Annotated in this window: 23 protein-coding genes; 12 read left to right on the forward strand and 11 right to left on the reverse strand. The window is 68.4% G+C overall.

Annotated elements, in window-relative coordinates:
• Nucleotides 1-16: 16 nt before the first annotated feature.
• The gene (ligA, locus tag ASD25_RS00350) at nucleotides 17-2,353 is read right to left on the reverse strand and encodes an NAD-dependent DNA ligase LigA (protein ID WP_056613841.1); all 2,337 of its coding nucleotides are present in this window, start codon (nucleotides 2,351-2,353) and stop codon (nucleotides 17-19) included.
• A gap of 176 nt (nucleotides 2,354-2,529) precedes the next feature.
• Here ligA and ASD25_RS00355 point away from each other — a divergent pair, with 176 nt between their 5' ends.
• Together ASD25_RS00355 and ASD25_RS00360 are read left to right on the forward strand one after the other, a co-directional pair.
• A complete protein-coding gene (locus tag ASD25_RS00355) occupies nucleotides 2,530-3,495 on the forward strand; it encodes a M28 family peptidase (protein ID WP_082572090.1) in 966 nt (321 codons plus the stop codon).
• Nucleotides 3,496-3,544: 49 nt separating this feature from the next.
• Nucleotides 3,545-4,090, forward strand: coding sequence for a hypothetical protein (locus ASD25_RS00360; RefSeq protein ID WP_056613844.1), 546 nt, complete (start codon nucleotides 3,545-3,547; stop codon nucleotides 4,088-4,090).
• Between the two features lie 7 nt (nucleotides 4,091-4,097).
• Here ASD25_RS00360 and ASD25_RS00365 read toward each other — a convergent pair whose 3' ends face one another.
• The 5 genes from ASD25_RS00365 to ASD25_RS00380 form a co-directional block, all read right to left on the reverse strand.
• The gene (locus tag ASD25_RS00365; RefSeq protein WP_056613847.1) at nucleotides 4,098-5,606 is read right to left on the reverse strand and encodes a Ppx/GppA phosphatase family protein; all 1,509 of its coding nucleotides are present in this window, start codon (nucleotides 5,604-5,606) and stop codon (nucleotides 4,098-4,100) included.
• Nucleotides 5,606-7,828 carry an RNA degradosome polyphosphate kinase gene (locus ASD25_RS00370; protein ID WP_056614785.1) on the reverse strand — a complete coding sequence of 741 codons (2,223 nt, stop codon included), beginning with the start codon at nucleotides 7,826-7,828 and terminating at the stop codon, nucleotides 5,606-5,608. Before ASD25_RS00370 ends, ASD25_RS00365 begins: the two co-directional genes overlap by 1 nt.
• A gap of 104 nt (nucleotides 7,829-7,932) precedes the next feature.
• Nucleotides 7,933-8,109, reverse strand: coding sequence for an RcnB family protein (locus ASD25_RS29015; RefSeq protein WP_082572092.1), 177 nt, complete (start codon nucleotides 8,107-8,109; stop codon nucleotides 7,933-7,935).
• Nucleotides 8,066-8,935 carry a hypothetical protein gene (locus tag ASD25_RS00375; protein WP_156389143.1) on the reverse strand — a complete coding sequence of 290 codons (870 nt, stop codon included), beginning with the start codon at nucleotides 8,933-8,935 and terminating at the stop codon, nucleotides 8,066-8,068. Before ASD25_RS00375 ends, ASD25_RS29015 begins: the two co-directional genes overlap by 44 nt.
• A gap of 166 nt (nucleotides 8,936-9,101) precedes the next feature.
• Nucleotides 9,102-9,689 carry an RcnB family protein gene (locus ASD25_RS00380; protein WP_056613852.1) on the reverse strand — a complete coding sequence of 196 codons (588 nt, stop codon included), beginning with the start codon at nucleotides 9,687-9,689 and terminating at the stop codon, nucleotides 9,102-9,104.
• Between the two features lie 156 nt (nucleotides 9,690-9,845).
• Between ASD25_RS00380 and ASD25_RS00385 the strand changes: the two genes are divergently transcribed.
• Together ASD25_RS00385 and ASD25_RS00390 are read left to right on the forward strand one after the other, a co-directional pair.
• A complete protein-coding gene (locus ASD25_RS00385) occupies nucleotides 9,846-10,565 on the forward strand; it encodes a glutathione S-transferase N-terminal domain-containing protein (RefSeq protein ID WP_056613855.1) in 720 nt (239 codons plus the stop codon).
• Between the two features lie 194 nt (nucleotides 10,566-10,759).
• Nucleotides 10,760-11,062 (forward strand): hypothetical protein, encoded by a 303-nt coding sequence (locus tag ASD25_RS00390; protein WP_056614786.1) that lies wholly within the window; start codon nucleotides 10,760-10,762, stop codon nucleotides 11,060-11,062.
• A gap of 51 nt (nucleotides 11,063-11,113) precedes the next feature.
• Here the strand turns inward: ASD25_RS00390 and ASD25_RS00395 are convergent, their stop codons facing one another.
• On the reverse strand, nucleotides 11,114-11,866 hold the full coding sequence (locus ASD25_RS00395; RefSeq protein WP_056613861.1) for a polysaccharide biosynthesis/export family protein: 753 nt from the start codon (nucleotides 11,864-11,866) through the stop codon (nucleotides 11,114-11,116).
• A 121-nt stretch (nucleotides 11,867-11,987) separates the two neighbouring features.
• On the opposite strand from ASD25_RS00395, the gene ASD25_RS00400 reads away from it, so the two are divergent.
• Both ASD25_RS00400 and ASD25_RS00405 read left to right on the forward strand, forming a co-directional pair.
• A complete protein-coding gene (locus ASD25_RS00400; RefSeq protein WP_056613865.1) occupies nucleotides 11,988-13,433 on the forward strand; it encodes a chain-length determining protein in 1,446 nt (481 codons plus the stop codon).
• A gap of 73 nt (nucleotides 13,434-13,506) precedes the next feature.
• Entirely contained in the window at nucleotides 13,507-14,187 is a 681-nt protein-coding gene (locus ASD25_RS00405; RefSeq protein ID WP_235562519.1) for a hfsB, read from the forward strand.
• Here the strand turns inward: ASD25_RS00405 and ASD25_RS00410 are convergent.
• From ASD25_RS00410 to ASD25_RS00425, 4 genes are read right to left on the reverse strand one after another with little or no spacing between them, the layout of a single operon-like run.
• Entirely contained in the window at nucleotides 14,184-15,119 is a 936-nt protein-coding gene (locus ASD25_RS00410; protein WP_056613872.1) for a glycosyltransferase family 2 protein, read from the reverse strand. The genes ASD25_RS00405 and ASD25_RS00410 overlap by 4 nt on opposite strands.
• Nucleotides 15,119-16,057, reverse strand: coding sequence for a glycosyltransferase family 2 protein (locus ASD25_RS00415; protein WP_056613875.1), 939 nt, complete (start codon nucleotides 16,055-16,057; stop codon nucleotides 15,119-15,121). The genes ASD25_RS00410 and ASD25_RS00415 overlap by 1 nt, the downstream gene beginning before the upstream one ends.
• A complete protein-coding gene (locus tag ASD25_RS00420) occupies nucleotides 16,054-17,505 on the reverse strand; it encodes a lipopolysaccharide biosynthesis protein (protein WP_056613877.1) in 1,452 nt (483 codons plus the stop codon). Before ASD25_RS00420 ends, ASD25_RS00415 begins: the two co-directional genes overlap by 4 nt.
• Nucleotides 17,505-19,079 (reverse strand): exopolysaccharide biosynthesis polyprenyl glycosylphosphotransferase, encoded by a 1,575-nt coding sequence (locus ASD25_RS00425; RefSeq protein ID WP_082572094.1) that lies wholly within the window; start codon nucleotides 19,077-19,079, stop codon nucleotides 17,505-17,507. The genes ASD25_RS00420 and ASD25_RS00425 overlap by 1 nt, the downstream gene beginning before the upstream one ends.
• 361 nt (nucleotides 19,080-19,440) lie before the next feature.
• On the opposite strand from ASD25_RS00425, the gene ASD25_RS00430 reads away from it, so the two are divergent.
• The 6 genes from ASD25_RS00430 (at nucleotide 19,441) to ASD25_RS00455 (ending at nucleotide 22,572) form a co-directional block, all read left to right on the forward strand.
• Entirely contained in the window at nucleotides 19,441-20,634 is a 1,194-nt protein-coding gene (locus tag ASD25_RS00430; protein WP_056613880.1) for a site-specific integrase, read from the forward strand.
• Nucleotides 20,631-20,822, forward strand: a complete 192-nt coding sequence (locus ASD25_RS00435; RefSeq protein WP_056613883.1) for a hypothetical protein — start codon at nucleotides 20,631-20,633, stop codon at nucleotides 20,820-20,822. The genes ASD25_RS00430 and ASD25_RS00435 overlap by 4 nt, the downstream gene beginning before the upstream one ends.
• 1 nt (nucleotide 20,823) lies before the next feature.
• Nucleotides 20,824-21,276, forward strand: coding sequence for a hypothetical protein (locus ASD25_RS00440; protein WP_056613886.1), 453 nt, complete (start codon nucleotides 20,824-20,826; stop codon nucleotides 21,274-21,276).
• The gene (locus tag ASD25_RS00445) at nucleotides 21,276-21,560 is read left to right on the forward strand and encodes a hypothetical protein (RefSeq protein WP_056613889.1); all 285 of its coding nucleotides are present in this window, start codon (nucleotides 21,276-21,278) and stop codon (nucleotides 21,558-21,560) included. Before ASD25_RS00440 ends, ASD25_RS00445 begins: the two co-directional genes overlap by 1 nt.
• Before the next feature lie 137 nt (nucleotides 21,561-21,697).
• The gene (locus ASD25_RS00450) at nucleotides 21,698-21,928 is read left to right on the forward strand and encodes a hypothetical protein (protein ID WP_056613892.1); all 231 of its coding nucleotides are present in this window, start codon (nucleotides 21,698-21,700) and stop codon (nucleotides 21,926-21,928) included.
• A gap of 2 nt (nucleotides 21,929-21,930) precedes the next feature.
• Nucleotides 21,931-22,572, forward strand: coding sequence for an SOS response-associated peptidase (locus tag ASD25_RS00455; RefSeq protein ID WP_056613895.1), 642 nt, complete (start codon nucleotides 21,931-21,933; stop codon nucleotides 22,570-22,572).
• Nucleotides 22,573-22,611 lie beyond the last annotated feature (39 nt).

Genomic DNA, 22,611 nt, shown 5'->3' on the forward strand with positions numbered 1-22,611 from the left:
CGGCGCGGCGATCAAGTCAGGCGATCAGGGCCAGCCATTCGTCCTCGGTCAGCACCTTCACGCCGTGTTTGAGAGCGTCAGCCATCTTGGAGCCTGCACCCGGACCGGCGACCAGATAGTCGGTCTTCTTCGACACCGAGCCGGACACCTTGGCGCCGAGACTTTCGGCGCGCGCCTTGGCCTCATCGCGGGTGAAGCGTTCGAGGGCGCCGGTGAAGACCACGGTCTTGCCGGCGACGGCGGTGTCGGATTTCGGCTTTTCGGCGTCCTCGATCAGGTCCAGTTCGGCCACGAGGGCGTCGACCATGGCCCGGTTGTGGGTCTCGCGGAAGAACAGGGCCAGCGCGCGGGCCGCGACCGGGCCGACGCCCGAGACGCCGGCGATCTGGCCGAGGCCTTCGGAAGGCCCTTCATTGCGTGCCACCGCAGCGAGGCGGACCAGACCGGACCAGTCGTCGGCGAGGGACGCCAGACCGCGGCGCGCGGGGGCGGCGAGGCCGGGGAAGGCGAGGGCGATCTTCTGGTCGATGGGCGCCTCGGGCCACGGGTCGGCGGCGGGCGGCGAAGCCTCGGCCAGCGTCGCCACCACGCGCGGCGAGACGGCGTGGGCATCGTTCAGCCTGACCCAGTCCTCGCTCGGGATACCGCCGGCGGCGGTCAGACAGGCGGCCTCGAAGGCGGGCCAGGTCTCGAATGCGCGGGCGAGGACGAGGGAAGTCTGTTCCCCGATGTCGCGCACGCCCAGACCGTAGATGAACCGGTCCAGCGAGATGGTGCGGCGGGCGTCGATGCCGGCGACCAGATTGCGCACGCTGGTTTCGCCATAGCCGTCCTCGGCGCGCAGGGCGTCCAGCTTCTCCGCATCGCGGGCGAGGCGGAAGATGTCGGCCGGCTGGTTGATCCAGCCGCGCTCGTGGAATGCGATCAATTGCTTTTCACCAAGACCTTCAATGTCGAAGGCCCGGCGGCTCACGAAATGCTTGAGGTGTTCGATGCGCTGGAAGGGGCAGGCCAACTCGCCGGTGCAGCGCCGCACCACGCTCTCGACGCCCGAGGCGTTGGTCTCCTTCACCAGCGCCGTCTTTAGCGGGCAGATGCAGATGTGCGGGAATTCCCACGGCTCTCCGCGGCCCGGGCGGTCGGCGTCAACGACACCGAGAATCTGCGGGATCACATCGCCAGCGCGCTGCAGGGTGACGGTGTCGCCGAGGCGGACGTCCAGCCGGGCGATCTCATCGGCGTTGTGCAGGGTGGCGTTGCGCACCACCACGCCGCCGACCGTGACGGGATGCAGCCGCGCCACTGGCGTGTGCGAGCCGGTGCGGCCCACCTGGATGTCGATGCCTTCCAGCACGGTGGTCGCCTGCTGGGCGGGGAATTTGTGGGCGATGGCCCAGCGCGGCGTGCGGGCGACGAAGCCGAGGCGGGATTGCCAGTCCAGCCGGTCGACCTTGTAGACCACTCCGTCGATGTCATAGCCGAGCCCCGCGCGGTCGCGGCCCAGGCCATCGTAAAGAGCCAGCAGGCCCTCTGTATCCTCGACGCGCTGCGACCGTGCGTTGACCTGGAAGCCCCAGCTCATCAGCGCCTCGAGCGCGCCTGCCTGCGTCTCCGCAAACGGAGCCGAGACCTCGCCCCAGGCGTAGGCGAAGAACCGCAGCGGCCGCTTCGCCGTGATCGCCGGATCCTTCTGGCGCAGCGAACCGGCTGCGAAATTGCGCGGATTGGCGTAGGTGCGCGAGCCCTCGGCTTCGGCGGCGGCGTTGAAGGCGTCGAAGCCGTCGTTGGAGGCGTAGACCTCGCCCCGGACCTCGATGACGTCGGGCCAGCCGTTGCCGGACAGGGTCTGCGGGATGTCCGCGATGGTGCGCAGGTTGGCTGTGACGTCCTCGCCCGTGCGTCCATCTCCGCGGGTGGCGCCGGTGACCAGCACGCCGTTCTCGTAGCGCAGATTGGCGGACAGGCCGTCGATCTTGGGCTCGGCCACGAAGGCGACCGGTTCGTCCGCGGACAGCTTGAGGAAGCGCCGGATGCGGGCGACGAAGTCGGCGACCTCGGCCGCGTCGAAGGCGTTGTCCAGCGACAGCATCGGGACGCCATGCCGCACAGGCGCGAACTGGCTGGAACCGGCGGCGCCCACGACCTGAGAAGGAGAGGCGGGTGTGGTCAGGTCGGGGAAGCGTTCCTCGATCTCCAGCGCCCGGCGCTTCAGGGCGTCATAGTCGGCGTCGGAAATCTCGGGCGCGTCCTGCCGGTGGTACAGGGCGTCGTGCCGGGCCAGTTCGGCGGCCAGCCGGTCGAGTTCCTCGCGCGCGGCGGCCTCGGTCAGCTGATCGACGGGGGTCTCGGACATGCGCGGCTCGCCGGAAGGAATCCAGCCGCCGTTCTAGCATCGCCGCCACGTGGCTTTCGAGGGGCGGCTTTCGAGCGCCGACGGTTTATTGCGGCTGAACAGCCGGAATGACGGCGAGTTAATCTGACAGCGCCCTCGCGTCCCGGTAGCGTCGCGACGAATCCTGGGAGCTCCCTATGCCGCACGTCCGTCTCGCCGCTCTGTCGCCCGTCGTGGCGGCGCTGTTCCTGTCAGCCTGCATGGGCGCGCCGAGCGTACCGACCGTCGTGGCTTCGCCGCCCCCGTCGGTCATTCATGCCCAGCTGCTGGACGATGTCCGCATCCTCGCAGCCGACGACATGCAGGGCCGCGACACCGGCGCGCCCGGCGGCGAGATGGCGCGCAACTACATCGTCGGACGGCTGGACAGCCTCGGCGTCGTCGCCCCGCCCATGGGCCGGCTTCAGCCGTGGGAGATGCAGGGCCGCACCCGCGCGGGTCCGAAGACCTTCAACGGCGTCAACATCATCGGTCTGATCCCCGGCACGCGCGTGACCGACCGCTACATCGTCGTCACGGCCCACTACGATCACGTCGGCGTCAATGCCGAGGGTCAGGTGTTCAACGGGGCTGACGACAACGCGTCGGGTGTGGCCACCATGCTGGCCTTGGCCGCCGCCCTGAAGCGCCAGGCGCCGGAGCACAGCGTGCTGATCGTGGCTTTGGACGGCGAGGAGCGCGGTCTGCTGGGCGCGAAACATTTCGTCGAGGCGCCGCCGGTGCCGCTGGCCTCGATCGCCATGAACCTGAATTTCGACATGACCGCCCGTGCCGAAACCGACGGCAAGCTGTGGGTCACCGGCACCTATCAGAACCCGGCCTTCCGCCCCATTCTGGAGGCGCTTCCGGCCAACGGCGCGGTGGCCCTCGCCTTTGGCAAGGACACGCCGCAGGACACGGGCGAGGATAACTGGGTCGAGTCGTCCGATCACGCCGCCTTCTACAAGGCGCAGGTGCCGTTCCTGTACCTGGGCGTGAACTACCACCCGGACTATCACCGCCCGTCGGATGATTTCGAGCGGATCACGCCCTCGGTCTTCATCAGCGCGACCGAGCTGTCGATCGCCTCGTTCCGGGCGCTGGACTCAGGGCTGGACCGCTAAGCCTCGACAGCGGAGGCGGCGCGTGGTCGGTGTGCGGGTGGAGGATTCCATGCGCATCAGAACTCTGGTCGTCGTCTTCGCCGTGCTCGCCGCCGCGGCCTGCGACCGGCCAGTCGAACCGGCCGATGCGCCGGCGGCGAACGCTTTCGGCTATTCCGCGACATCGGACCTGTCCGGCTTCTACAAGCCGGTGAGCGAGGTCCGGATCGGCAAGTGGAAGCTGGACCATGTCTTTGTCGGCCAGTCAGCCGAGTTCCGGTCGTGGACGGGCACGAACCCGGACGCCACCTATTCGCCGGTGATGGTGGAGTTCTCACACGGCTCCAGCCCGATGATCGAGACCGAACAGGGCGAGGTCCACAGCCTCATGGTCCGGATCCATTCGACGCGCTACGCCGTCTCCGACGATCGCATCGAGTTTGAGGGAACCTCGCCCGATACAGGCGCCGTGCGTTTCGAGGGCCGGATCGATCAGGGCGCGCTGGCGACCGCGCGCCGCAATCTCGGGGACGAGGGCGTGGTGGTGACCGGGACCCTGACTGTCGGCGCCCTGACGGTTCGCGATGTCAAACTGCGCTGGTGGATGGGCGACTGACGGCCGTTCAGCCGCCGTTTCTGATATCCAGCTTCAGCCCCATCGCCTCGGCCAGGGCCTTGCCGCGTCGGCGAGTCTGTTCGCCCAGCAGGACGTCGGCGTAGCCGTCGGAGGCGGTCAGCACCAGCGTGCCGTTCCTCACATCGGCGCGGGCGTTGGCCAGCAGTTGCGGCGCGCGCCCGGACAGGTCGCAGGCCAGCCGGATCGCCAGCCCCAGCGTCCGCGCGCCCGCCAGCTGTTCCTCGGTCAGGAGTCGCGCCACCGTCTTCGGCTCCGGCGTCGACACGGGTCCCCCGTATCGGGCGTTAACCGCTACAGCGAGGTACGCGCGCTCGGCATGGGTCTGGCCCGGCACCGGGGCACGGAGCACCTGATCGAACGACAGTTCGACGCGGTGGTCCGGATGCAGTCGGGCGCCGAGGTCGGCCAGACGGCAGGCGGCGTCAGCCAGCACGTCGTCACGGGCCTTGTCGAAGGTCACGGGCATGGCCGCCAGCAGCGGGGCGATCCAGCCCTTCAGCGCGCCGGGCAGGGTCGGTGAAATGCCCTGACGCGCGCCCAGGGCCGACGAACCCGCCAGCAGGGGATCGGCCGCGGCGATGTCGGGTTCGAGCGCCTCATACAGCAGGCCTTCGCGCACGCCCCAGGCGGAGACGACGACGCGTTTCAGGCCCAACCTCTGGACCAGCCCCTCCAGCACCAGCGCGGCATGTGGCAGGGTCTCGGAGCGCTTCTTCGACACGCCCGGCCACTTCTCCAGCGCCGCCTTCGAGGCGCGCGCGATGAGGCCGGCGGTCGCCAGCATCTCATCTGCGGACATCGTGTACTGGTGCACGATGCGCAGCGGATAGCCGTTCATCTCCATGTGCACCTGCGCCAGCGTCCGCCATGCCCCGCCGACGGCGTAAAGCGTGTCGGCCCTGAAATCGGCCGCGGCTTCCAGCCGCTTGCCGATCGCCTTGCGCAGCCGGTCGGCGTCGAACGGGCCTTCGTCGGCGAAGGAGAAGGGCCCCAGCGGCAGGGTCACCCCGCGCTCGACCGTGCCGCCAGCCAGTCGCACCAGCTCAAGGCTGGAACCGCCCAGATCGCCCGCCACGCCGTCGGCGTCCGGAATGCCGGCCAGCACGCCGAGGGCTGCATAGCGGGCCTCTTCCTCGCCCGACAGGACCCGGATTTTCAGCCCCGTTTCGGCCGCCACCCTGTCGCAGAATTCCTGACCGTCCGCGGCTTCGCGGACTGCCGCCGTCGCCGCAACAAACACCAGCGCCGGCCGCACGCCCTCGATGACCGCCGCGAACCGTTTCAGAGCCGTCAGCGCCTGGACCGAGCCCTCTACGGACAGCTTGCCCGTCGCCGCCAGTTCCCGCCCGAGACCGGCCAGAACCTTTTCGTTGAACACCGTCCAGATGGCCCGACCCTCCAGCCGGTACAGCACGAGGCGCACCGAGTTGGATCCGATGTCGATCGCCGCCACGTCGCGCGGCGCGCCGATGGCCGACAGCAGGGCCTCGGGCATCAGCGTTTCTTCCGCGAGGGCTCGTAGGAAAGCTGGCCGGGCAGGGTTTTCACCTTGCGGCCGCGGCCCGAGAGGCTGGGATTGGTCATGAAGTATTTGTGGGCCGAGAACGGCCGTTCCGGGTCGGCGGGCTGGACCCGCTGATAGGCGCCGTCGGGCGCCAGCACCCAGCTCTGGGCGTCGTCCTTCAGATTGGCGACCATGATCTGGTCCAGCACCTGGTCGTGGACGGTCGCGTTCAGCACGGGGGTCATAAGCTCGACCCGGCGATCAAGGTTCCGGTTCATCCAGTCAGCGGACGAGATGAACACCTTGGCCTTGTTGTGCGGCAGGTTGTGGCCGCTGGCGAAGGCGACGATGCGGGCGTGCTCGAGGAAGCGGCCGACGATCGACTTGACCCGGATATTCTCGCTCAGGCCCGGCACGCCGGGGCGCAGGCAACAGATGCCGCGGATGATCAGTTCGATCCGCACGCCCCACTGGCTGGCGCGGTACAGGGCGTCGATGACCTCGGGATCGACCAGCGAGTTCATCTTGGCCCAGATGGCCGCTGGCTTGCCTTGCGCCGCCGCCGTCATCTCCTTGCCGATCAGGTCGATCAGCGTGGTCTTCATGTTCAGCGGCGAGACAACCAGCGCCTCTAGCTCGTCGGGCTGGGCGTAGCCAGTGATGTAGTTGAACACCCGCGAGGCGTCGCGGCCCAGCATCGGGTCGCAGCTGAACAGGCTCAGGTCCGTGTAAACCCGTGCGGTGACCGGATGGTAGTTGCCTGTGCCGAAGTGGCAGTAGGTGCGTAGCGCCTCGCCCTCGCGCCGCACGACGACGCTGAGCTTCGCGTGGGTCTTCCATTCGACGAAGCCAAAGACGACGTGGACGCCGGCCCGCTCCATGGCCCGGGCCCAGCGCAGGTTGGCCTCCTCGTCGAAGCGCGCCTTGATCTCGACCAGGGCGGTGACGTTCTTGCCGTTTTCGGCCGCCTCGATCAGGGCGGCGACGATGGGGCTGTCCTTGGAGGTGCGGTACAGCGTCTGTTTGATGGCGATGACGTTGGGGTCGCGCGCGGCCTGACGCAGGAACTGGACCACCACGTCGAAGCTCTCGAACGGGTGGTGGATCAGCATGTCCTTCTCGCGGACCGCCGCGAAGATGTCGCCGCCGTTGTCGCGCACCCGCTCGGGATAGCGGGGTTCGTAGCCCTTGAACTTCAGGTCGGGGTGGCCGGACGGGATCAGGTCGGCGACCTGGGCCAGACCCAGCATGCCGGCGATCAGGACGGTGTCCTGCGGCGCGGCGTCCAGTTCGTTGGTGATGAAGTTGCGGAGGTCGTCCGGCATGGACGCCTCGATCTTGATCCGTACGACCGAGCCCAGACGACGCTGCTTCAGCGCCTCCTCGAACTCCATGACCAGATCCTCGGCCTCTTCCTCGATCTCGATGTCGCTGTCGCGGATCAGGCGGAAGACCCCGCGCTCCAGCACGTCGCAGCCGGGGAACAGGTGGTCGATGAACAGGGTCAGCAGATTTTCAAGGCTGATGTAGCGCTTCCGGCCGGGGGTAGAGCGGCCGTCTGTCGCGAGCGGCCAGAACCGCTTCACCTGCGTCGGCACGGGCACCAGCGCATAGAGGGTGCGGTTGTCCGAGCGACGCTTCAGCTTCAGCCCCAGCGAGAAGCCGAGATTGGGCAGGAAGGGGAAGGGGTGGGCCGGATCGATCGCCATCGGCGTCAGCACGGCGAACAGCTGGTTGAGGAACTCCGGCTCCAGCCGCTCACGCTCGGTCTTGGTGATCTTGTCGGCGTCGACCACCTCGATCCCGGCGGCGGTCAGCTCCTTGCGCAGCTTGCGCCAGCGGCGCTGCTGCTCGGCCATCAGGGCGCCGGCGGCGACATTGACCTTGTCCAGCTGTTCGGCCGGGGTGAGGCCGTCGGCCGACACCACCCGAACCCGTTCGCGGACCTGGCCTTTCAGGCCGGCCACGCGGGTCATGAAGAACTCGTCGAGGTTATTGGCCGAGATCGACAGGAAGCGCAGCCGCTCCAGCAGGGGGTGGGCCGGATTGGCGGCCTCTTCCAGCACCCGGCCGTTGAAGGCCAGCCATGAGATTTCGCGATTGAAGAAGCGCGAGGGCGACGCCATCAGCTCTTCGGACAGGTGCAGCTGCGGGGCGCGGGAAGAGGGGACTTCCTCGCCGCGTGTCTTGTCGCTGATCGCCGCGTCGGTCATGCGCCGGTTCTGACCCGTCACGCGCGCCGCCGCAACCTTGGTCCGCATACGAAAACGCCGCCCGATCTCGCGATCGGACGGCGCTTGTTCCGTGGGCTGACGAACTACCAGCTCCAGGCGTCGTAGATGACCTGGATGATATAGCCGTCGTAGGCGTCGATCAGATAGATGTGGTTGTCCACCAGCACCCAGCGCGTGCCCTCGGGCGGATAGCCGAGGCCGTAGGTGCGCCAGTCGTTAGCCGTAGCCCGGCGCGAAATAGAAGCCGATGCGAAGGCCATTGTAGCCGCGGAAACGCCGGTCGTTACGCCACCAGTCGGACCGGTGGTTGCGGTTCCAGTCGCGCCGCCACGAGTCGCTGTTGAAGCGCTGGCGGAACTCCCGGTACTCGCTCCGGTCCCGACGGGCGCCGTCGCGGTCGCCGCGATTGTCGTTGCGGCCGTCCCACTGACCGTCACGACGGCCATCGCGGTCGCCCTGACCGTTCCGGCCGTCGCCGCGTCCGCCGCGGCCATCCTGACCATCACGACGTCCGTCGCGGTCGCCGCGGCCGTCCTGACCATTCCGACGGTTCTCGCGAGCCTCGCGGGCGCGGGCGTCCAGGATGTCCTGCTGGTTGCGGAACACCGGCTGGTTCGGATCGCGGGGCTGTTCAGGCCGGGTTCCGTCCGGGCGGTTTTCGCGGCGCTCCTGACGCTGTTCCTGCCGGGTCCGCCGGTCCTCGGCGGCGCGGGCGTCGCGGATGTCCTGGAGGTTGCGGAAGAGGGGCTGGTTCGGATCACGCGCCTGTTCGGTCCCGCCGGTCTCCTGCCGGTTTTCACGGCGTTCCTGCCGCTGCTCCTGCCGCTGTTCGCGGTTCTCGGTCGGCTGGGGGCGTTCAGCAGGGCGTTCCTCGCGGCGCTCCGGCCGTTCCTGTTGCGGAGCTTCGGCCTGGCGTTCGGCCCGCGCCTCCGCACGGGCCGCAGCCCGCTCTTCGCCGCCGTTCTGACGGGCGGCCCCGCGGCGGCCTCCCGACGGTTCGCCGTCCTGGGCCAGGGCCGTGAGAGGCGCGGCTGCGGGCACGGCGAAGGCCGCCACGGCCGCGGCCATCATAAGTGAGCGTTTCATTCTCGTTTTCTTCCCCGCACGTCCCTGTCAGACGGCTTGATGCAAAGGTCGCGCCCTGTCGATGAACCATCACTGAACGGCCAAGGTCGGCGCATTAAACTTCGGACAGAAAAACGCCCCGCAGATCGAAATCCGGCGGGGCGTCTTTCCGTTGGCTGCCGGAGGCCTAGAAGGCGCCCGACAGCACGCTGGCGATCAGGCCGGTGGCGATGGCGATCATGACGATGTCATTGCCGGCGTGAACGTAGCGATAGCCGCGCGGCGCCGGACGCAGGCCATAGGCGTAAGGATCGCGGACGTAGTAGCCGCGGTACGCCGACGGCAGATAGCCGCCGCGTGTCCAGCGTTGGTTGTAGTAGCGCGGCTCGACCCGATAGTAGCCGTAGCTCGGCGCGTACCAGTAGCCGTTGCGGGCGCCGCGATAGTCGCGGAAGTCGTCCCGGCCGCGCCACCAGTCGCGATTGTTCCGATCCCAGCGCTGGTCGCGGCGGTAGTCCTGCCGGTCGTCGCGACGCTCGGCGCGATAGTCGCGGCGGTCGTCCCGGCGGTCCTGCCGGTATTCGCGGCGGTTGTCGTATTCGCCGTTGCGCCAGTCGCGACGATCGTCCCGGCGTTCGCGACGGTTGTCCTGCCGGTCATCCCGGCGGTCCTGACGGTATTCGCGGCGGTCGTTCCGGCTCTGGGCTTCAGCGGCCAGCGGGGCGGCGGTGGCCAGCACCAGCCCCAGCACGGCGGCCTTGGTGAAGCGGTTCATCGTTGTCTCTCCAGCGGGCGGAATGGTTTACCGCCGTTAATCATGGGCTGACGCTCTGCCTGTGCGGATGAACCGACCCTGAACATCGTTGTCAGGTTCGCTGTTGTGCGGGCGCGGCAGAGCGCCCACCTGAGATTCCGCTGTCGAGGAGCTTTCATGACCCGCCCGATCGAACTCTGGTACTGGCCCACGCCCAACGGCTGGAAGGTCTCCATCGCCCTTGAGGAGATGGGGCTGCCCTATGAGATGAAGCCGGTGAACATCGGCGCGGGCGAACAGTTCGCCCCGGCGTTTCAGGCCATCAGTCCGAACGGACGGATGCCCGCCATCGTCGATCCCGACGGTCCGGACGGCATGCCCCTGTCGATCTTCGAGTCCGGCGCCATCCTGCAGTATCTCGGTGCCAAGACCGGCAAATTCTATCCGCACGACCTGCGCGGCAAGGCCGAGGTGGACCAGTGGCTGTTCTGGCAGGTCGGGGGCCTCGGACCGATGGCGGGCCAGACCCATCATTTCCGCCAGTATGCGCCCGCGATCATCAAGGATCAGCGTCAGATCGCCTATGGAGTCCGCCGCTACACCGACGAAACGCACCGGCTTTACGGCGTTCTGGACCGAAGACTGGCCGACCGTGACTTTTTGGCCGGGGCCTATTCCATCGCCGACATGGCCGCCTGGCCGTGGATCCTTCCGCAGCTTCAGGGACAGGATCTGGCCGGGTTTCCGAACCTCTCGGCATGGATGGAGAGGGTGGGCGAACGTCCCGGCGTCATTGCCGGACGGGCGCTGGGCGAGGCCCTGCGGGGAAATCTGGCCTCGTCGGACAAGTCCGCCGAGGCGGCGCGCAAGGTCCTGTTCGGCCAGCGGGCGCGGTGACCTTTCGTCAGAGGGTGTGACCGGGAGATTTACGAGAGATTTCAGAGATCTGAATCGCGGGTAAAGTATTCGTTTCCGCTCTACAGAAACGTCTTATGGGACGTTTCGCTGTTAACTTTAACTTCAAACCACGGGTATTTGATCGTTGTCAGAGGGCAGGGCCAGAACGGCTCCGAACCCGGGAGATGACGGTGATGAACGCGCAAGAAATGGCGCCGGAAGTCGATCAGGAGCAGGGCCTTCCCCTGCCCAGCGCCGACATGAGCGGCGATGATCTGTTCCGGCTTGGCATGATGTATTCGAGCGGCCAGGGCGGTTGCCCGATGGACCGTGTCTCGGCCCACATGATCTTCAACCTCGCCGCCATGAAGGGCAGCATCGAAGCGCGCGTCTATCGTCGCGAGATGAGCCAGGAGATGGAGCAGGACGAAATCGCCGAGGCCCAGAAGGCGGCTCGTCGGTGGATCGACGCGGGCGTGGTGTCGCTGGCGGCCTGAAGCGTCTTCGCGCTCAAGCAGCGAGCGACCGCGTCGCTCGCGCTAGCGCACCTAGAAGCTCTGATACTGCCCGCCGATCGCATAGCTGAACCCGATCGGCAGGGCGGCGCGGAACTGGCTGACCCAGTCCGCCACCTCGCCCAGCACCGTTTTCGGCACATAGATGATGTCGCCGCGGCGCAGGGCGACGATCTCCCGGTCATTGGGACGCAGGTCCACCGCCCGCAGCATGCGGGTGCCGCCCGGACCACGCCGCACCAGCGCCACCTGGTCGCGCTTGGCCGAGGGCAGGAAGCCGCCGGCCTGGATGATGGCCTGCCAGGCGTCGATGTCGCCATTCATGTCGTAGACGCCGGGCAGCCGCACCTCGCCGTCGACCCAGACCCGGATCGGGCCGGCGGTCTTCAGCGTCACTTCCACCACCGGTCGGCGCAGCTGGCTGGCGTAGGCCTCCGAGGCGTCGGCCTCCAGCTGGGCGATGGTCCGGTCGGCCGCCATGATCTGGCCGACCAGCGGCAGGGAGATGCGGCCGTCCGGCCCGATCTTCTGTGTGCGGGTCAGTTCGACGGCGGTCGGGGTGGCGATCTCGATCTCGTCGCCGGGATAGAGGATGTACTGCGGCTCGGCGTCGCTCCAGTCGGCGAAGCCGATCTCGCGGAAGGACGTCTTGGGCACGATCTGGATGCGGTCGCCGACCGGCGCGACCTCGACCCGGCGCGCGTCGGCGTCGCCCGCGCAACCGGCCATCGCGGCGCCGCCGACCCCGACAAGGCCTAGCAGCATCATGCGGCGGTCAATGGACATGGAGACTCAATCCCGAAAGCGACGTTGAGGGCAGGGTCACTGCTTATGGGTAACCAGTGGTTAACGCGGCTGGCCCAAGGCTTCCATGGTCAGCCCTGTTCGATGGAATCAGTCCGCCCGCATGCGTACGACGGCCTACACAACAGTCCGCCCGCGCTACGGCTTCCTTGATGTCGTCGGCCTGCTGTTCCGCGAACTGCTGCTGATGGTGGTGATCTTCCTCGCCGTCTTCGCGATCGGCGCGGCCGCCGTGTTGATGCTCAAGAAATCCTACACGGCCACCGCCAGCGTATACGCCGGCGCCGGCTCGGAATACGTCTACCAGCCCCGCGTCGGCGCGACCGAGCGCAGCCAGCCGCTGGAGGCCGACGCCGTCGCCCGCTCGGAAGCCGCTATCCTCAACAGCCTCGAGGTCAAGCGTCGCGCCGTTCGCGCCGTCGGCGCCGACATCGTCCTGGGCCCGGACGCCTCGGGCACAGCCGCCGAGAAGGAAGCCTCGGCGCTCAAGGTGCTGGACGCCAGTCTCGGGGTCGGCACCACGGCGGGCAGCGCCATCATCTCGGTGTCCTACAAGGGCGACGATCCGGTCCGCGCCGCACAGGTTCTGAACGCCGTGGTCGACCAGTATCTGGTCCAGCGCCGCGTCGTCTTCCGCGACCGCAGCACCCCGGCGCTGTCCCAACAGCGCGAGGCGTTCGAAAACGATCTGGCCACGGCGGACGACGCCTACGCCGCCTTCATGCAGTCCAATGACATCGGCGATTTCGCGACCGCCAAGGCGACCCTGGCCGCCACCTATCAGACGACCTACGCCGAGGCCCTCTCGCTGCGGGCCCAGCTCAATCAGGCCAGCCAGCGCGTCGCGACCCTCGAAGCCCAGCTGGCGCAGCAGCCCGCCGAGGTGGTGCTGCAGCAGGACCTGAATATCTCGGCGCAGGACCAGATCCTGCAGCTGCGCACCCAGCGCGAGGCCCTTCTGTCGCGCTACACCCCGGACGCCCAGCCGGTGAAGGACATCGAGCAGCAGATCGCCGACCTTCAGGCCTATGTCGCCACCGGCACGACGGTGGGCGCCAAGGAGGTCCGCACAGGCCCGAGCGTCATCTTCACCGAGATCGAGACCGCCCGCATCACCGCCGCCGCCGACCGTGACGGTCTGGCCGCTCGACTGGCCGTCGCCAACAACCAGCTGGACCAGATCCGCTCGCGTCAGGCGCAGCTGACCCGGCTGGAATCGACGAACGCCAACCTGGCCGGCAACCGCGAGGTGCTGACCGCCAACATCCGCGACTTCCAGCAGCGCGAGAGCGCCGCCCGCGCTGACAGCGCCCTGGTCGCGGCCGGCGCCGACAACGTTACGGTCATTGAACGCGCCGAGGCTCCCACCCGCGGTTCAAGCATGAAGGCGCCCCTGCTGGCCGTCATCTTCCTGTTCGCCGCCTTCACCGCCCTGTGCGCCGGCCTGCTGCGGATCTTCACCCGCAAGGGGTACGTCACCCCGGCCTCGACCGGCCGCACGCTGGAAATGCCGGTGCTGGCCGTCGCGCCGATGAAGCCGGCCCGATAATTACACCAGCCATGGTAGCGTAGGGACCTGTAGCCGGGCGCGTAGCGATTCGATGGTCGATCTGACATCAGAAATGGCGGCTCTCTGGGCCGCGCTGGGGCCGGCGCCCGGCCATCGCGGTCGCGTGCTGCAGATCGCCGCCGCCAACTCGGGCGAAGGCGTCTCGACCGTCGCCCGCGAATACGCCCGCCTCGCCGCCGTCCGCGCCCGCCGCCCCGTCTGGCTGATCGACGCCGACCTGTCGCAACAGGGCCAGATGGAGGCCGTGGCCGGCCAGGAGGACCGGTTCGGCGCCCTCGGCAAGGCCGCCATCGCCACGCCGGACGGCTCGATCTTCTTCGCCGTCACGCCCCGGCTGATGGACCGTGAGGGCAAGCCCGTGCACCCGGCGCGCCTGCTGGTGGCGCGGCCCTGCCTCGGTGGCCGGCTGTGGGTGACGAAATTCGCGGCCGAGCATCTGCGCTCGGGCCAGCGCGCCGAAGCCGTCGGCGACGCCCGCTACTGGGACGCCCTGCGCAAACACGCCGATACGGTGGTGATCGACGCCCCGGCCGCCGACCGCAGCGACATGGCCATCACGCTCGCGCCCTATGTCGATTCAACCGTTCTGGTCGTGGCCGCCGAAAGCACCGCCGCCAACGAGCCGCTGATGCTGCGCGACGAGATCGAGGCGGTGGGCGGCAAGATGGCGGGGGTCGTGGTCAATCGGTCGACCTACAAGCCGCCGGCCTTTCTGAAGCGCCTGACGGGCTAGGCCGCGTCCAGCCGGGCCAGCTCCCGCGCGCCGTAGAAATGCGGCTCGAACCCCCGCATCCAGAACACCTTGCCCAGACCGCGCGCGGTGCGATCGTACATCCCGGCGCGTGAAGAGCGGGCCATCAGGGTCAGCACGGCCGCCGCAGCGCCCCAGACGACCGTCTGCGCCGCGCCGATCAGCATCCAGCGGCCGACCCCCGGCCAGTCCTTCGCCGCCGCCGCCGTCTGGCTGGGCCCCTGGCCGTAGGCGAAGGCGCGGGCGAGGGCGTATTTCAGCGTCGCGCGATGCGCCGGCGCGAACTCCTCGACCCGGGCGTCCGCCGCCCAGCCGAACCGGCCTCCACGCGCGGCCAGCGCCGCGAACAGGGCGTCGTCCTCGCCGCCCGCCTCATCTGCCGCGACATTGAACGGCGCCGCACCGGGCAGGGCGGTGCTCCGCAGCATCAGGGAGTTGCCGCAACCGTAGGGTTCGGCGATCAATCCGGTCCGCTCGGGTCCGTCGCGGCCGAAGAACCGCTCCAGCCAGTCTTTCAGCCACGGCTCTGCGTCCGGCGCCCGGCCGGTGATGGGGCCGAACACCGCGTCGGCGCCTGTCTCTTCCTGCGCTTTCAGCAGGGCGGCCAGCCAAGCCGGCTCCGCGGCCTCGTCGTCGTCGAGGAAGGCGATCAGTGGCGCGGCCGTCGCCGAAAGACCCGCATTGCGGGCCGTGGCCACGCCGGGCGTCGGGGCATGCTGATAGATCAGCGGCCAAGGCGAGGAGGGGCTGAGTGCGTCTGTCAGCGCCCTCGCGGAGCCGACGGGGTCATTGTCGACCACCACGATCCCGGACACGCGGTCGGCCACGCCCGTCTGCTGGAACAGTGATCGCAGCGCCCGCTCCAGACTCTCGGGCCGACGCAGGGTCGGGACGATGATCGCGACGTCGGCCATCACACCGCATCCGCATAGAGGGCCGCCCGGTACAGGCGTAGCGAGAAGGCCCGCGTCGCCACCGGCAGCCAGTCCGCCTCGGCGCCGCCGCGCAGACCCCGGCGCAAAAGGTGCAGGCCGGGCAGCCGTTTCAGCAACTTCGCCACCCTGTAGCTGGGGTAGGCCGCGACCACCTCGGGATGACGCTGGACCATCCGCCCGAAATTGGGCGCGGACTGCTCATATTTGCCGGCGAGGGCCGCGACCGTGTCCAGACCCATGTGCGTCGCGGGATTGTCGACATGGACGACCGCGAACCGGCGCGACACCCGCATGGCCCATTCCACATCCTCCCAGCCCCAGCCGGTGAAGCCGGGGTCGAAGGCCTCGGACTCGAACACGTCGCGGCGGACCAGAAGGTTGGAGGTGTAGACGTATTTCTCGGGCTGTTTCGCCCGCTCGGCGCAGGGCACGCACTCCGACTTCGCCGCCAGTGCACGATGGACCTGGAAGCGGGCGTCGGTCGGGGCCTGCAGCAGCGAGAAGCCGCCGAAGGCGACCGCGGGATCGCTGTTCGCCACCAGCGCCGCCCAGTCACGCAGGAAGTTCGGATGGTCGGGCCGCATGTCGCTGTCGAGGAACAGCAGCGAGCCCGCCCGCGCCGACCCGGCCAGACGGTTGCGACCGATGGCGCGGCCTTCATTGGCGGGCAGGGTGATCAGACGCACGGGCAGGGCCATGGCGTCGATCTGCGCCGTCAGGCGTTGCGTCAGGGCTATGTCGGCGGTGCCGTCGTCCAGAACGATGACCTCGACAGCTCCCCTGAGCGAAGCCGCTTCCGTCTCGAGCGCCGCCAGCAGGTCTGTCGGGTCGTCGCGCAAGAAGGGCATGAGCACGGACACCGCCGGACGGGCGGCGGCCCATGCCGCGTTCTCGTGGATGTCGGCCCGGGCGCTCACGCCGTCGCCTTCCGCGCGCGGAACTGCGCAAGCAGCCGCAGGGCCACGTCGCGAACCCCCGCCGCGTTCAGGGTCAGCGCGGCGGCCGCATAGACGATCCCGCCGACCGAGGCGTCCAGCATCAGTTCCGGGAGGCCGCCCAGGGCGGGCAGGCGCGCGACCACCAGCGCCATCACGGCCGTGGCCACCGCGCAGCGCATCAGACTCTCCCACGGGATCGGCAGGGCCACGACGCGGCGGCCGATCAGCATGGTCGCGATCAGGCCGAGGCCAAAGCTGGCCGCCGTCGCCCAGGCCGCGCCCATCAGGCCGAAGCGCGGGACGAGAATCAGGTTCAGGACCACATTGGCCACCGCAGGAATCGCCATGGCGACCAGCAGGCGCTTCGTCTTCTTGCCGAGGGTGAAGGCCTGTCCGAAATAGTAGGCCGTCAGCCCGAACAGCAGGGCCGACAGGGCGATCCACGGCGTCACGCCCGCCGCCGCCGCTCGCAGCTCTTCGCCGATCAGCAACTCGGCCAGCGGCCGCGCCACCAGCGCCACCCCCACCGCCGCCGGCAGGCCGATCAGCAGGAAGGTCGACAGCTGCTCCCGCGCCGCCTCCTTCAGCCGCTCCAGCCCGCCACGCTCCAGCGCCATGACAAGCGCCGGCTGTCCGGCCGAGCCCAGCCACAGGAACAGGACGTCGAGGGTGCGGTTCGCGATCGAATAGCTGGCGTGATAGGCGCCCACCGCCGCCTCATCCATAAACAGGGCGAGCAGGAAGCGGTCGGTCGAGGACAGCACCACCGTCAGCGCCAGCGAGGCCGCGATGGGATAGCCGTACAGGGCATAGGCGCGCACCCGGTCAGGCTCGAAAGCGCCGCCACGGGCCTGTTTCATCTCGCCCGGCAGGACGAAGGGCAGGGCGGCCAGAGGGGCCAGACCCAGCCCCAGCAGGGGAGCAGCGCCGCCCGCGCCGATCAGGGCGAAACCGACGCCGATGGCCAGACCGCCGATCGCGACCGCCATATCAAGACCCGCCGCCTTGCCGACCTCTCCGGCGGCGCGGAACCGCTCCTGCCCCAGTTTGACCAGACAGCGCGCCGGAGCTCCGGCCAGACCCGCCGCCAGCGCCAGCTTGAACAGGGGATCGAACGGAAACAGCCAGACCGCCACGCCCGCGATCACGATGAAGCCCGCGCTCAGGGCGAAGGCCGTGCGGTACAGGCTGGCGAAATGCCCCCAGGTCTGGGCGCCGGGCGACTGGGCCGCCCAGAACCGGGCCATGGCCGCCTCCAGCCAGCTGAACACCGCCACATGGGCCAGCGTCATGACCGAGAAGGCGAGGGCGTAGCGGCCGAATTCCTCGGCGCTCAGCAGTCGGGTGAACAGGATGATGGCCAGAAAGCCGACCACGCCCTGCACGATATTGGCGGGCAGATAGCCCCAGACGCCGCGCCAGAACATCAGCGTACCGCCGCGCGGTCGCCCAGCAGCACCGGCAGGGTCACCGCCATGATCCACATGTCCAGCCAGAACGACTGGTTCTCGACATAGTCGATGTCCAGCTGCACCCGGCGGCGCACGTCCTGTGCCGTATGCAACGGTCCGCGCGAGCCGTTGACCGCGGCCCAGCCGGTCATGCCCGGCTTGATGCGATGGCGATGGGCGTATTCGGCCACCAGACGGGCGCTCTCGATATGGCCGGTCTTCATGCCGATGGCGTGCGGGCGAGGGCCGACCAGCGACATTTCGCCGGTGATCACGTTCAGCAGCTGGGGCAGTTCGTCGAGGCTGGTCTTGCGGATGAATTTGCCGATGCGGGTGACGCGGTCGTCGTCGTGGGTGACCTGCCGGCTGGCGGTGGCGTCGGCGGACTCCTGCTTCATCGAGCGGAATTTCCACACCACGATTTCCTCGTGGTTGAAGCCGTGCCGGCGCTGACGGAAGAAGATCGGGCCGGGGCTGTCCATACGGATCGCCAGCGCGACGGCGGCCATCACCGGCGACAGCAGAACCGTCGCCGTCAGGCCGAGGGTGATGTCCTGAAGCCGCTTGTTGAAGGCGCGACGGTCGTCGTCGACGGGGCCTTGCACGTCCGCCAGCGGCGCCGCCGCGAGACGGTTCAGGGCGGTGCGGGTCTCGGCCTCATCCTTGGGTTCGACGACAAGGCTGACCTCATTTGGGAGGGTGCGCAACCGCGCCGTCAGATCCCGCACCCGCGCCTCGGCCTTCGGGTCGATGGCCAGCACGATGCGGTCGACATAGGGCGTCATCTTGTGGGTCAGAAGGTCGTCGGCGGTGCCCAGCACCGGCACGCCCTCGATCGCCCGCGGGCTGCGCGCCAGCCGGTCGTCGAAGATGCCCAGCACGTTCAGATCGCGCCGCTTCAGCGCCTCGCGGATCAGGGCCTCGGCATGCCGCGTCGCTCCGACCAGCACGATATTCGGCGTCAGGGCTCCTGACGCACGCCATCGCGCGACGATGTCGCTCCATCCCATGTGCAGGGCGTTCAGCGTGATCATCACCAGACCGGCCCAGACCAGCCAGGCCGCCCACTGGGCCCCGGCGCCCTGCAGCGCCCAGCCGGTCGCCATGGCGACGATCGCGCCGGCGGCGACGATCCCGGCCACCGACGCCAGATGCAGCAACGTCTGCTGGCCGCGCACGAACCGGTACCTGCCCAGCGACCTCAACAGGCCAAGAATTGTCACGGCGCCGAGGGCGAACGGCAGAATCTGCGACATCGGTGCATGGAGCAACGGGCCCGATGCGGCGGTCCAGGCGCACAACAGGGTGACGCCCGTCACGGCCAACACGTCCAGCGAACGGAAATAATGCGCTGCCAGCCGCGAGGCGTGTCTCTGGCGCGCGTTGCGCCATACGTCGGGCCGGAACGGGCCCCGCCGCGCGGCGCCCTCGGCCTGCGGCGCCTCGACGACAGTGGACGCCGCCAGCGCCTGAAGCGCGGACGCGTTCAGGCCTTCCGGGCCCGACGGGTCGGCGTCGAACGATTGGCGGCGTGTTGCGGCTTCGGTCATGGGGCTCGCGGCGAGTTCCCGGACACCTTGCACGTCCGCTCTCACTGTCCCGTTAACGCACGAGGCGTCGCGTCCCCCGTTGCGTCCGCCCTCGGGCTCGGCTAATCACGCCGCCTGCCGGAGACGTGGCCGAGTGGCTGAAGGCAACGGTTTGCTAAATCGTCGTACCCTGTAAGGGGTACCCAGGGTTCGACACAGCAAATCACGCAAACCCCTTTCGGGGCGGGCTTTTAGTCCGTTCTAGTCCGTCCGCGTCCGCAGCAAGCCAACGTCTCGCCTTAGGGCGGAACTTAGGGCGGGCTTAGGGTGGCGACCATTTGTGACGTAGGGCTATGTTCTACTTCTGTTCACGGAGGCCAGATTGGCGCGGACGACAAACAGACTCACAGCGCGGGGCGTCGCAGCCCTGAAGGAGCCCGGCCTGCACGCCGATGGCGCCGGTCTGTATCTGCGCATCGACCAGACCGCGGCCCGGCGTTGGGTCTGGATCTATCACTACAGGGGCCGGCGCCGGGAAATGGGCCTAGGCTCTCTGTCCGACATCGGCCTGGCTGAGGCGCGAGCGGCCGCTGACGCCTGCCGGACAGTACTCAAGGATGGGCTCGACCCGATTGAAGCCCGTCGGGTGTCGCTCATCCCGCCGGCGTCGCGCCTGTTCTCCGCAGTGGCCAACGATTTGATGGACACTCTGGAGCCCAGCTGGAAGTCGCCGAAGCAGCGGGATCAGTGGGAAGCGTCTCTGACCCAGCACGCGTCGGCGATCTGGCGGGCTGACGTCTCCAACGTCGACACAGAGATGGTGTTGGAGGCTCTGAAGCCGATCTGGTCCACCAAGGCCGAGACAGCGACGCGCGTCCGGTCCCGTGTGGAGCGCGTCCTCGATGCCGCGAAGGTGCGAGGCCTCCGATCGGGCGAGAACCCCGCACGCTGGAAGGGGCACCTGTCCGCCCTGCTGCCTAAAGCGGAGCGCAACAAGGAGCACTTCGAGGCTATGCCCTATGGTGAGGTCCCGGCCTTCGTGTCGGTGCTGGCCGGTCGAAAGAGCGTCTCCGCGCTGGCGCTTCGCTTCCTGATCCTGACGGCCAAGCGATCGAACGAGGTCCGCGGGGCAAGGTGGGAAGAGATCAAGGGCGAGACCTGGATCATCCCGGCGGAGCGAATGAAGGGCAACCGCGAACACCGGGAGCCCTTGTCCCGCGCCGCGCTGGAGCTTCTCGACACGATTCCCGTATCTGTTCGGTCGGGCCTGATCTTCGGCGGCTGGAACGGCGAACTCTGCGACGCAGCGCTGGCCAAGGTGATGAAGGTCAACAAGGTCGTAGGCCCGACCGTCCACGGCTTCCGCTCCAGCTTCCGGGATTGGGCCGGCGACTGCACAGGCTTTGCCCGCGAGACGATGGAAGAGGCCCTTTCGCACCGTGTCGGGGACAAAGCCGAGCAGGCCTACCGGCGAAACACCGCGCTGGAGAAGCGCCGGGCCCTGATGGACGCTTGGGCGGACTTCTGCACCGGTCGCGCCGGCCAAGTCATCCAGTTGCCTACGAGAGCGTCATGACCACTGATCCCGCCAAAGCCGCCCTCCTGATGAAGCTGATCGAGGGCATAGAGATCGACAGCGCCGACGGCCGGGCAGGGGTGCGGGCCATCCTTCGCGAGATCGAGGCCGCGGCGCCGGGGTCCATCGAGATGATGGCTGCGAACCTTGAAATGAGGCGGCTGGGGATCACGCCGACGGCGCATTGAGATGGTGTTCGTCATCACCGACCGATCAAAGGCACGCTGGCAGGCGATGTCGGACGACGCTTTTCCCGACTTCCGTGATGGGACCAGTGGAGTGATGGGCGATCTTCCCGTTTCCGGCGCCGGGCTTTGGGTCCTGTGCTGCGGTTGCTGGCATGAGCGATGGGTTGGGGGGCAGGAGATATGCCGCCGTTGGCCCCGCGGTCTGTTGGCCCCGCAGATTGAATGGGCGCGGGCGCTTCGGTGCCAGGATTGCGGCGCGAGCCGTTACGCTCTTCATAAAGTCATCGACCCTGGTGCGTCCGGCTTCTCAGCGTCGGAGTGGGACACGAAGCCCATCATGGCCGCGCGCAGGCTGTCCGCATGGCTGGCCGGGACAGGCGTGACGCTCGGGGATGTCGCGGACCACCTGCGGGGGCTGCCCAACAAGGGTGAGCGCGCGGCGCTTGGCCTCTGATGGGACGCCGTAACTATTCCGCCTACACCGACGACGACTGGAGGACCGCAAGCGCGAGCCTGCGTCAGGTCCTGTCCAACGGCTGGCCGGTCTATGCTGACTGTGACCTGTGCAATGTCCGGCTCAAGGTCGACCTAGAGCGGGTCGCCCAGCTGGTCGGGCCCAGCCGGAGCCTGTGGGGCGCGAAGCCGCAATGTCGGTGTGTCGGCTGTCCGGGGAGGGTGACGTTCTACCTTGACCCGCCCGGAGCGCTCGCAGCCGTCGCGATGACGGCGAAGCGGTGAAACGCGAAAGACCCCCGCCGGGAAGCGGGGGCCTGAGCATGGGTCGATGATGGAATGGGGCGGCGCATACTGCCGGGCCACCGCCCCGCGGCCGGCACCGACTCCACAATGGCGGAACGGTGTGTCAGGTTCCGCCCATGCCGATCCGCAAGACATTGGTCCAGTCGAAGGCAGGGGTCCGCCTTGAGCGGGTGGAGACGCTGTCGGCGCAGGGCAAGCTGCAGTCTCAGCACTACGTCCTGAAGACCTACCGCCCGAACCAGCCTCGGGTGTTAGCCGAGGAGCGCGCCGCGCTGGACGCCTTTGATCTGGAGGTCATCGCCTCGCTCGCTGATCCGATCGCGTGTCGCATGGCGGGTGAAGACTGAACATGTGCGGCCGCTTCGACACCTCGCACTTGACGTGGGCTGACATCCACCGCCAGCTTTCGGGCTTCACGAACGTCCGAACCGCCCCTCTGAACCTTGAGCCTAACGACGACGTGCGGCCCACCACCTCACAAGCCTTCGCAAGGCTGGAGGACGGCGATTGGGTAGTCGAGAAGGGCCGCTGGGGCCTCGTGCCCTACTGGCGCTCGGGAAAGCCGCTCAAGGACACTGTGAAGGGCGCGAACGACGGCTGGAAGATGACCACCTTCAATGCCCGGTGCGAGGGGGTGGCGACCGCTTCGACGTTCAAAGGGGCCTTCGCCCGGCGGCGCTGCGTCGTCCCGGCCTCAGCCTGGTACGAGTGGACCGGCGAGAAGGGCTCCAAGACAAAGCACACCTTCCGCCGGGCCGACGACGGGATCATCTGGTTCGCAGGCATCTGGGACAAGGCAACCACGACGGACGCCGGCGAGGTGACCAGCTTCACGATCCTGACCGGGCCGTCAGAGGGGATGCTGACCGACTATCACACCCGGGCGCCGGTGATCCTCGAGCCTGACGACTTCGGGGTCTGGATGGACCCGGCGAACGATCCGGCCGAGGTAATGGCCGCGGTGAGGGCGGAGCGGTTTGGTGTCGGCTGATTAACGATCCTTAAGTCCAAAGCAGTAAGAACCTGTGCT

It is taken from the genome of Brevundimonas sp. Root1423 (assembly GCF_001426805.1).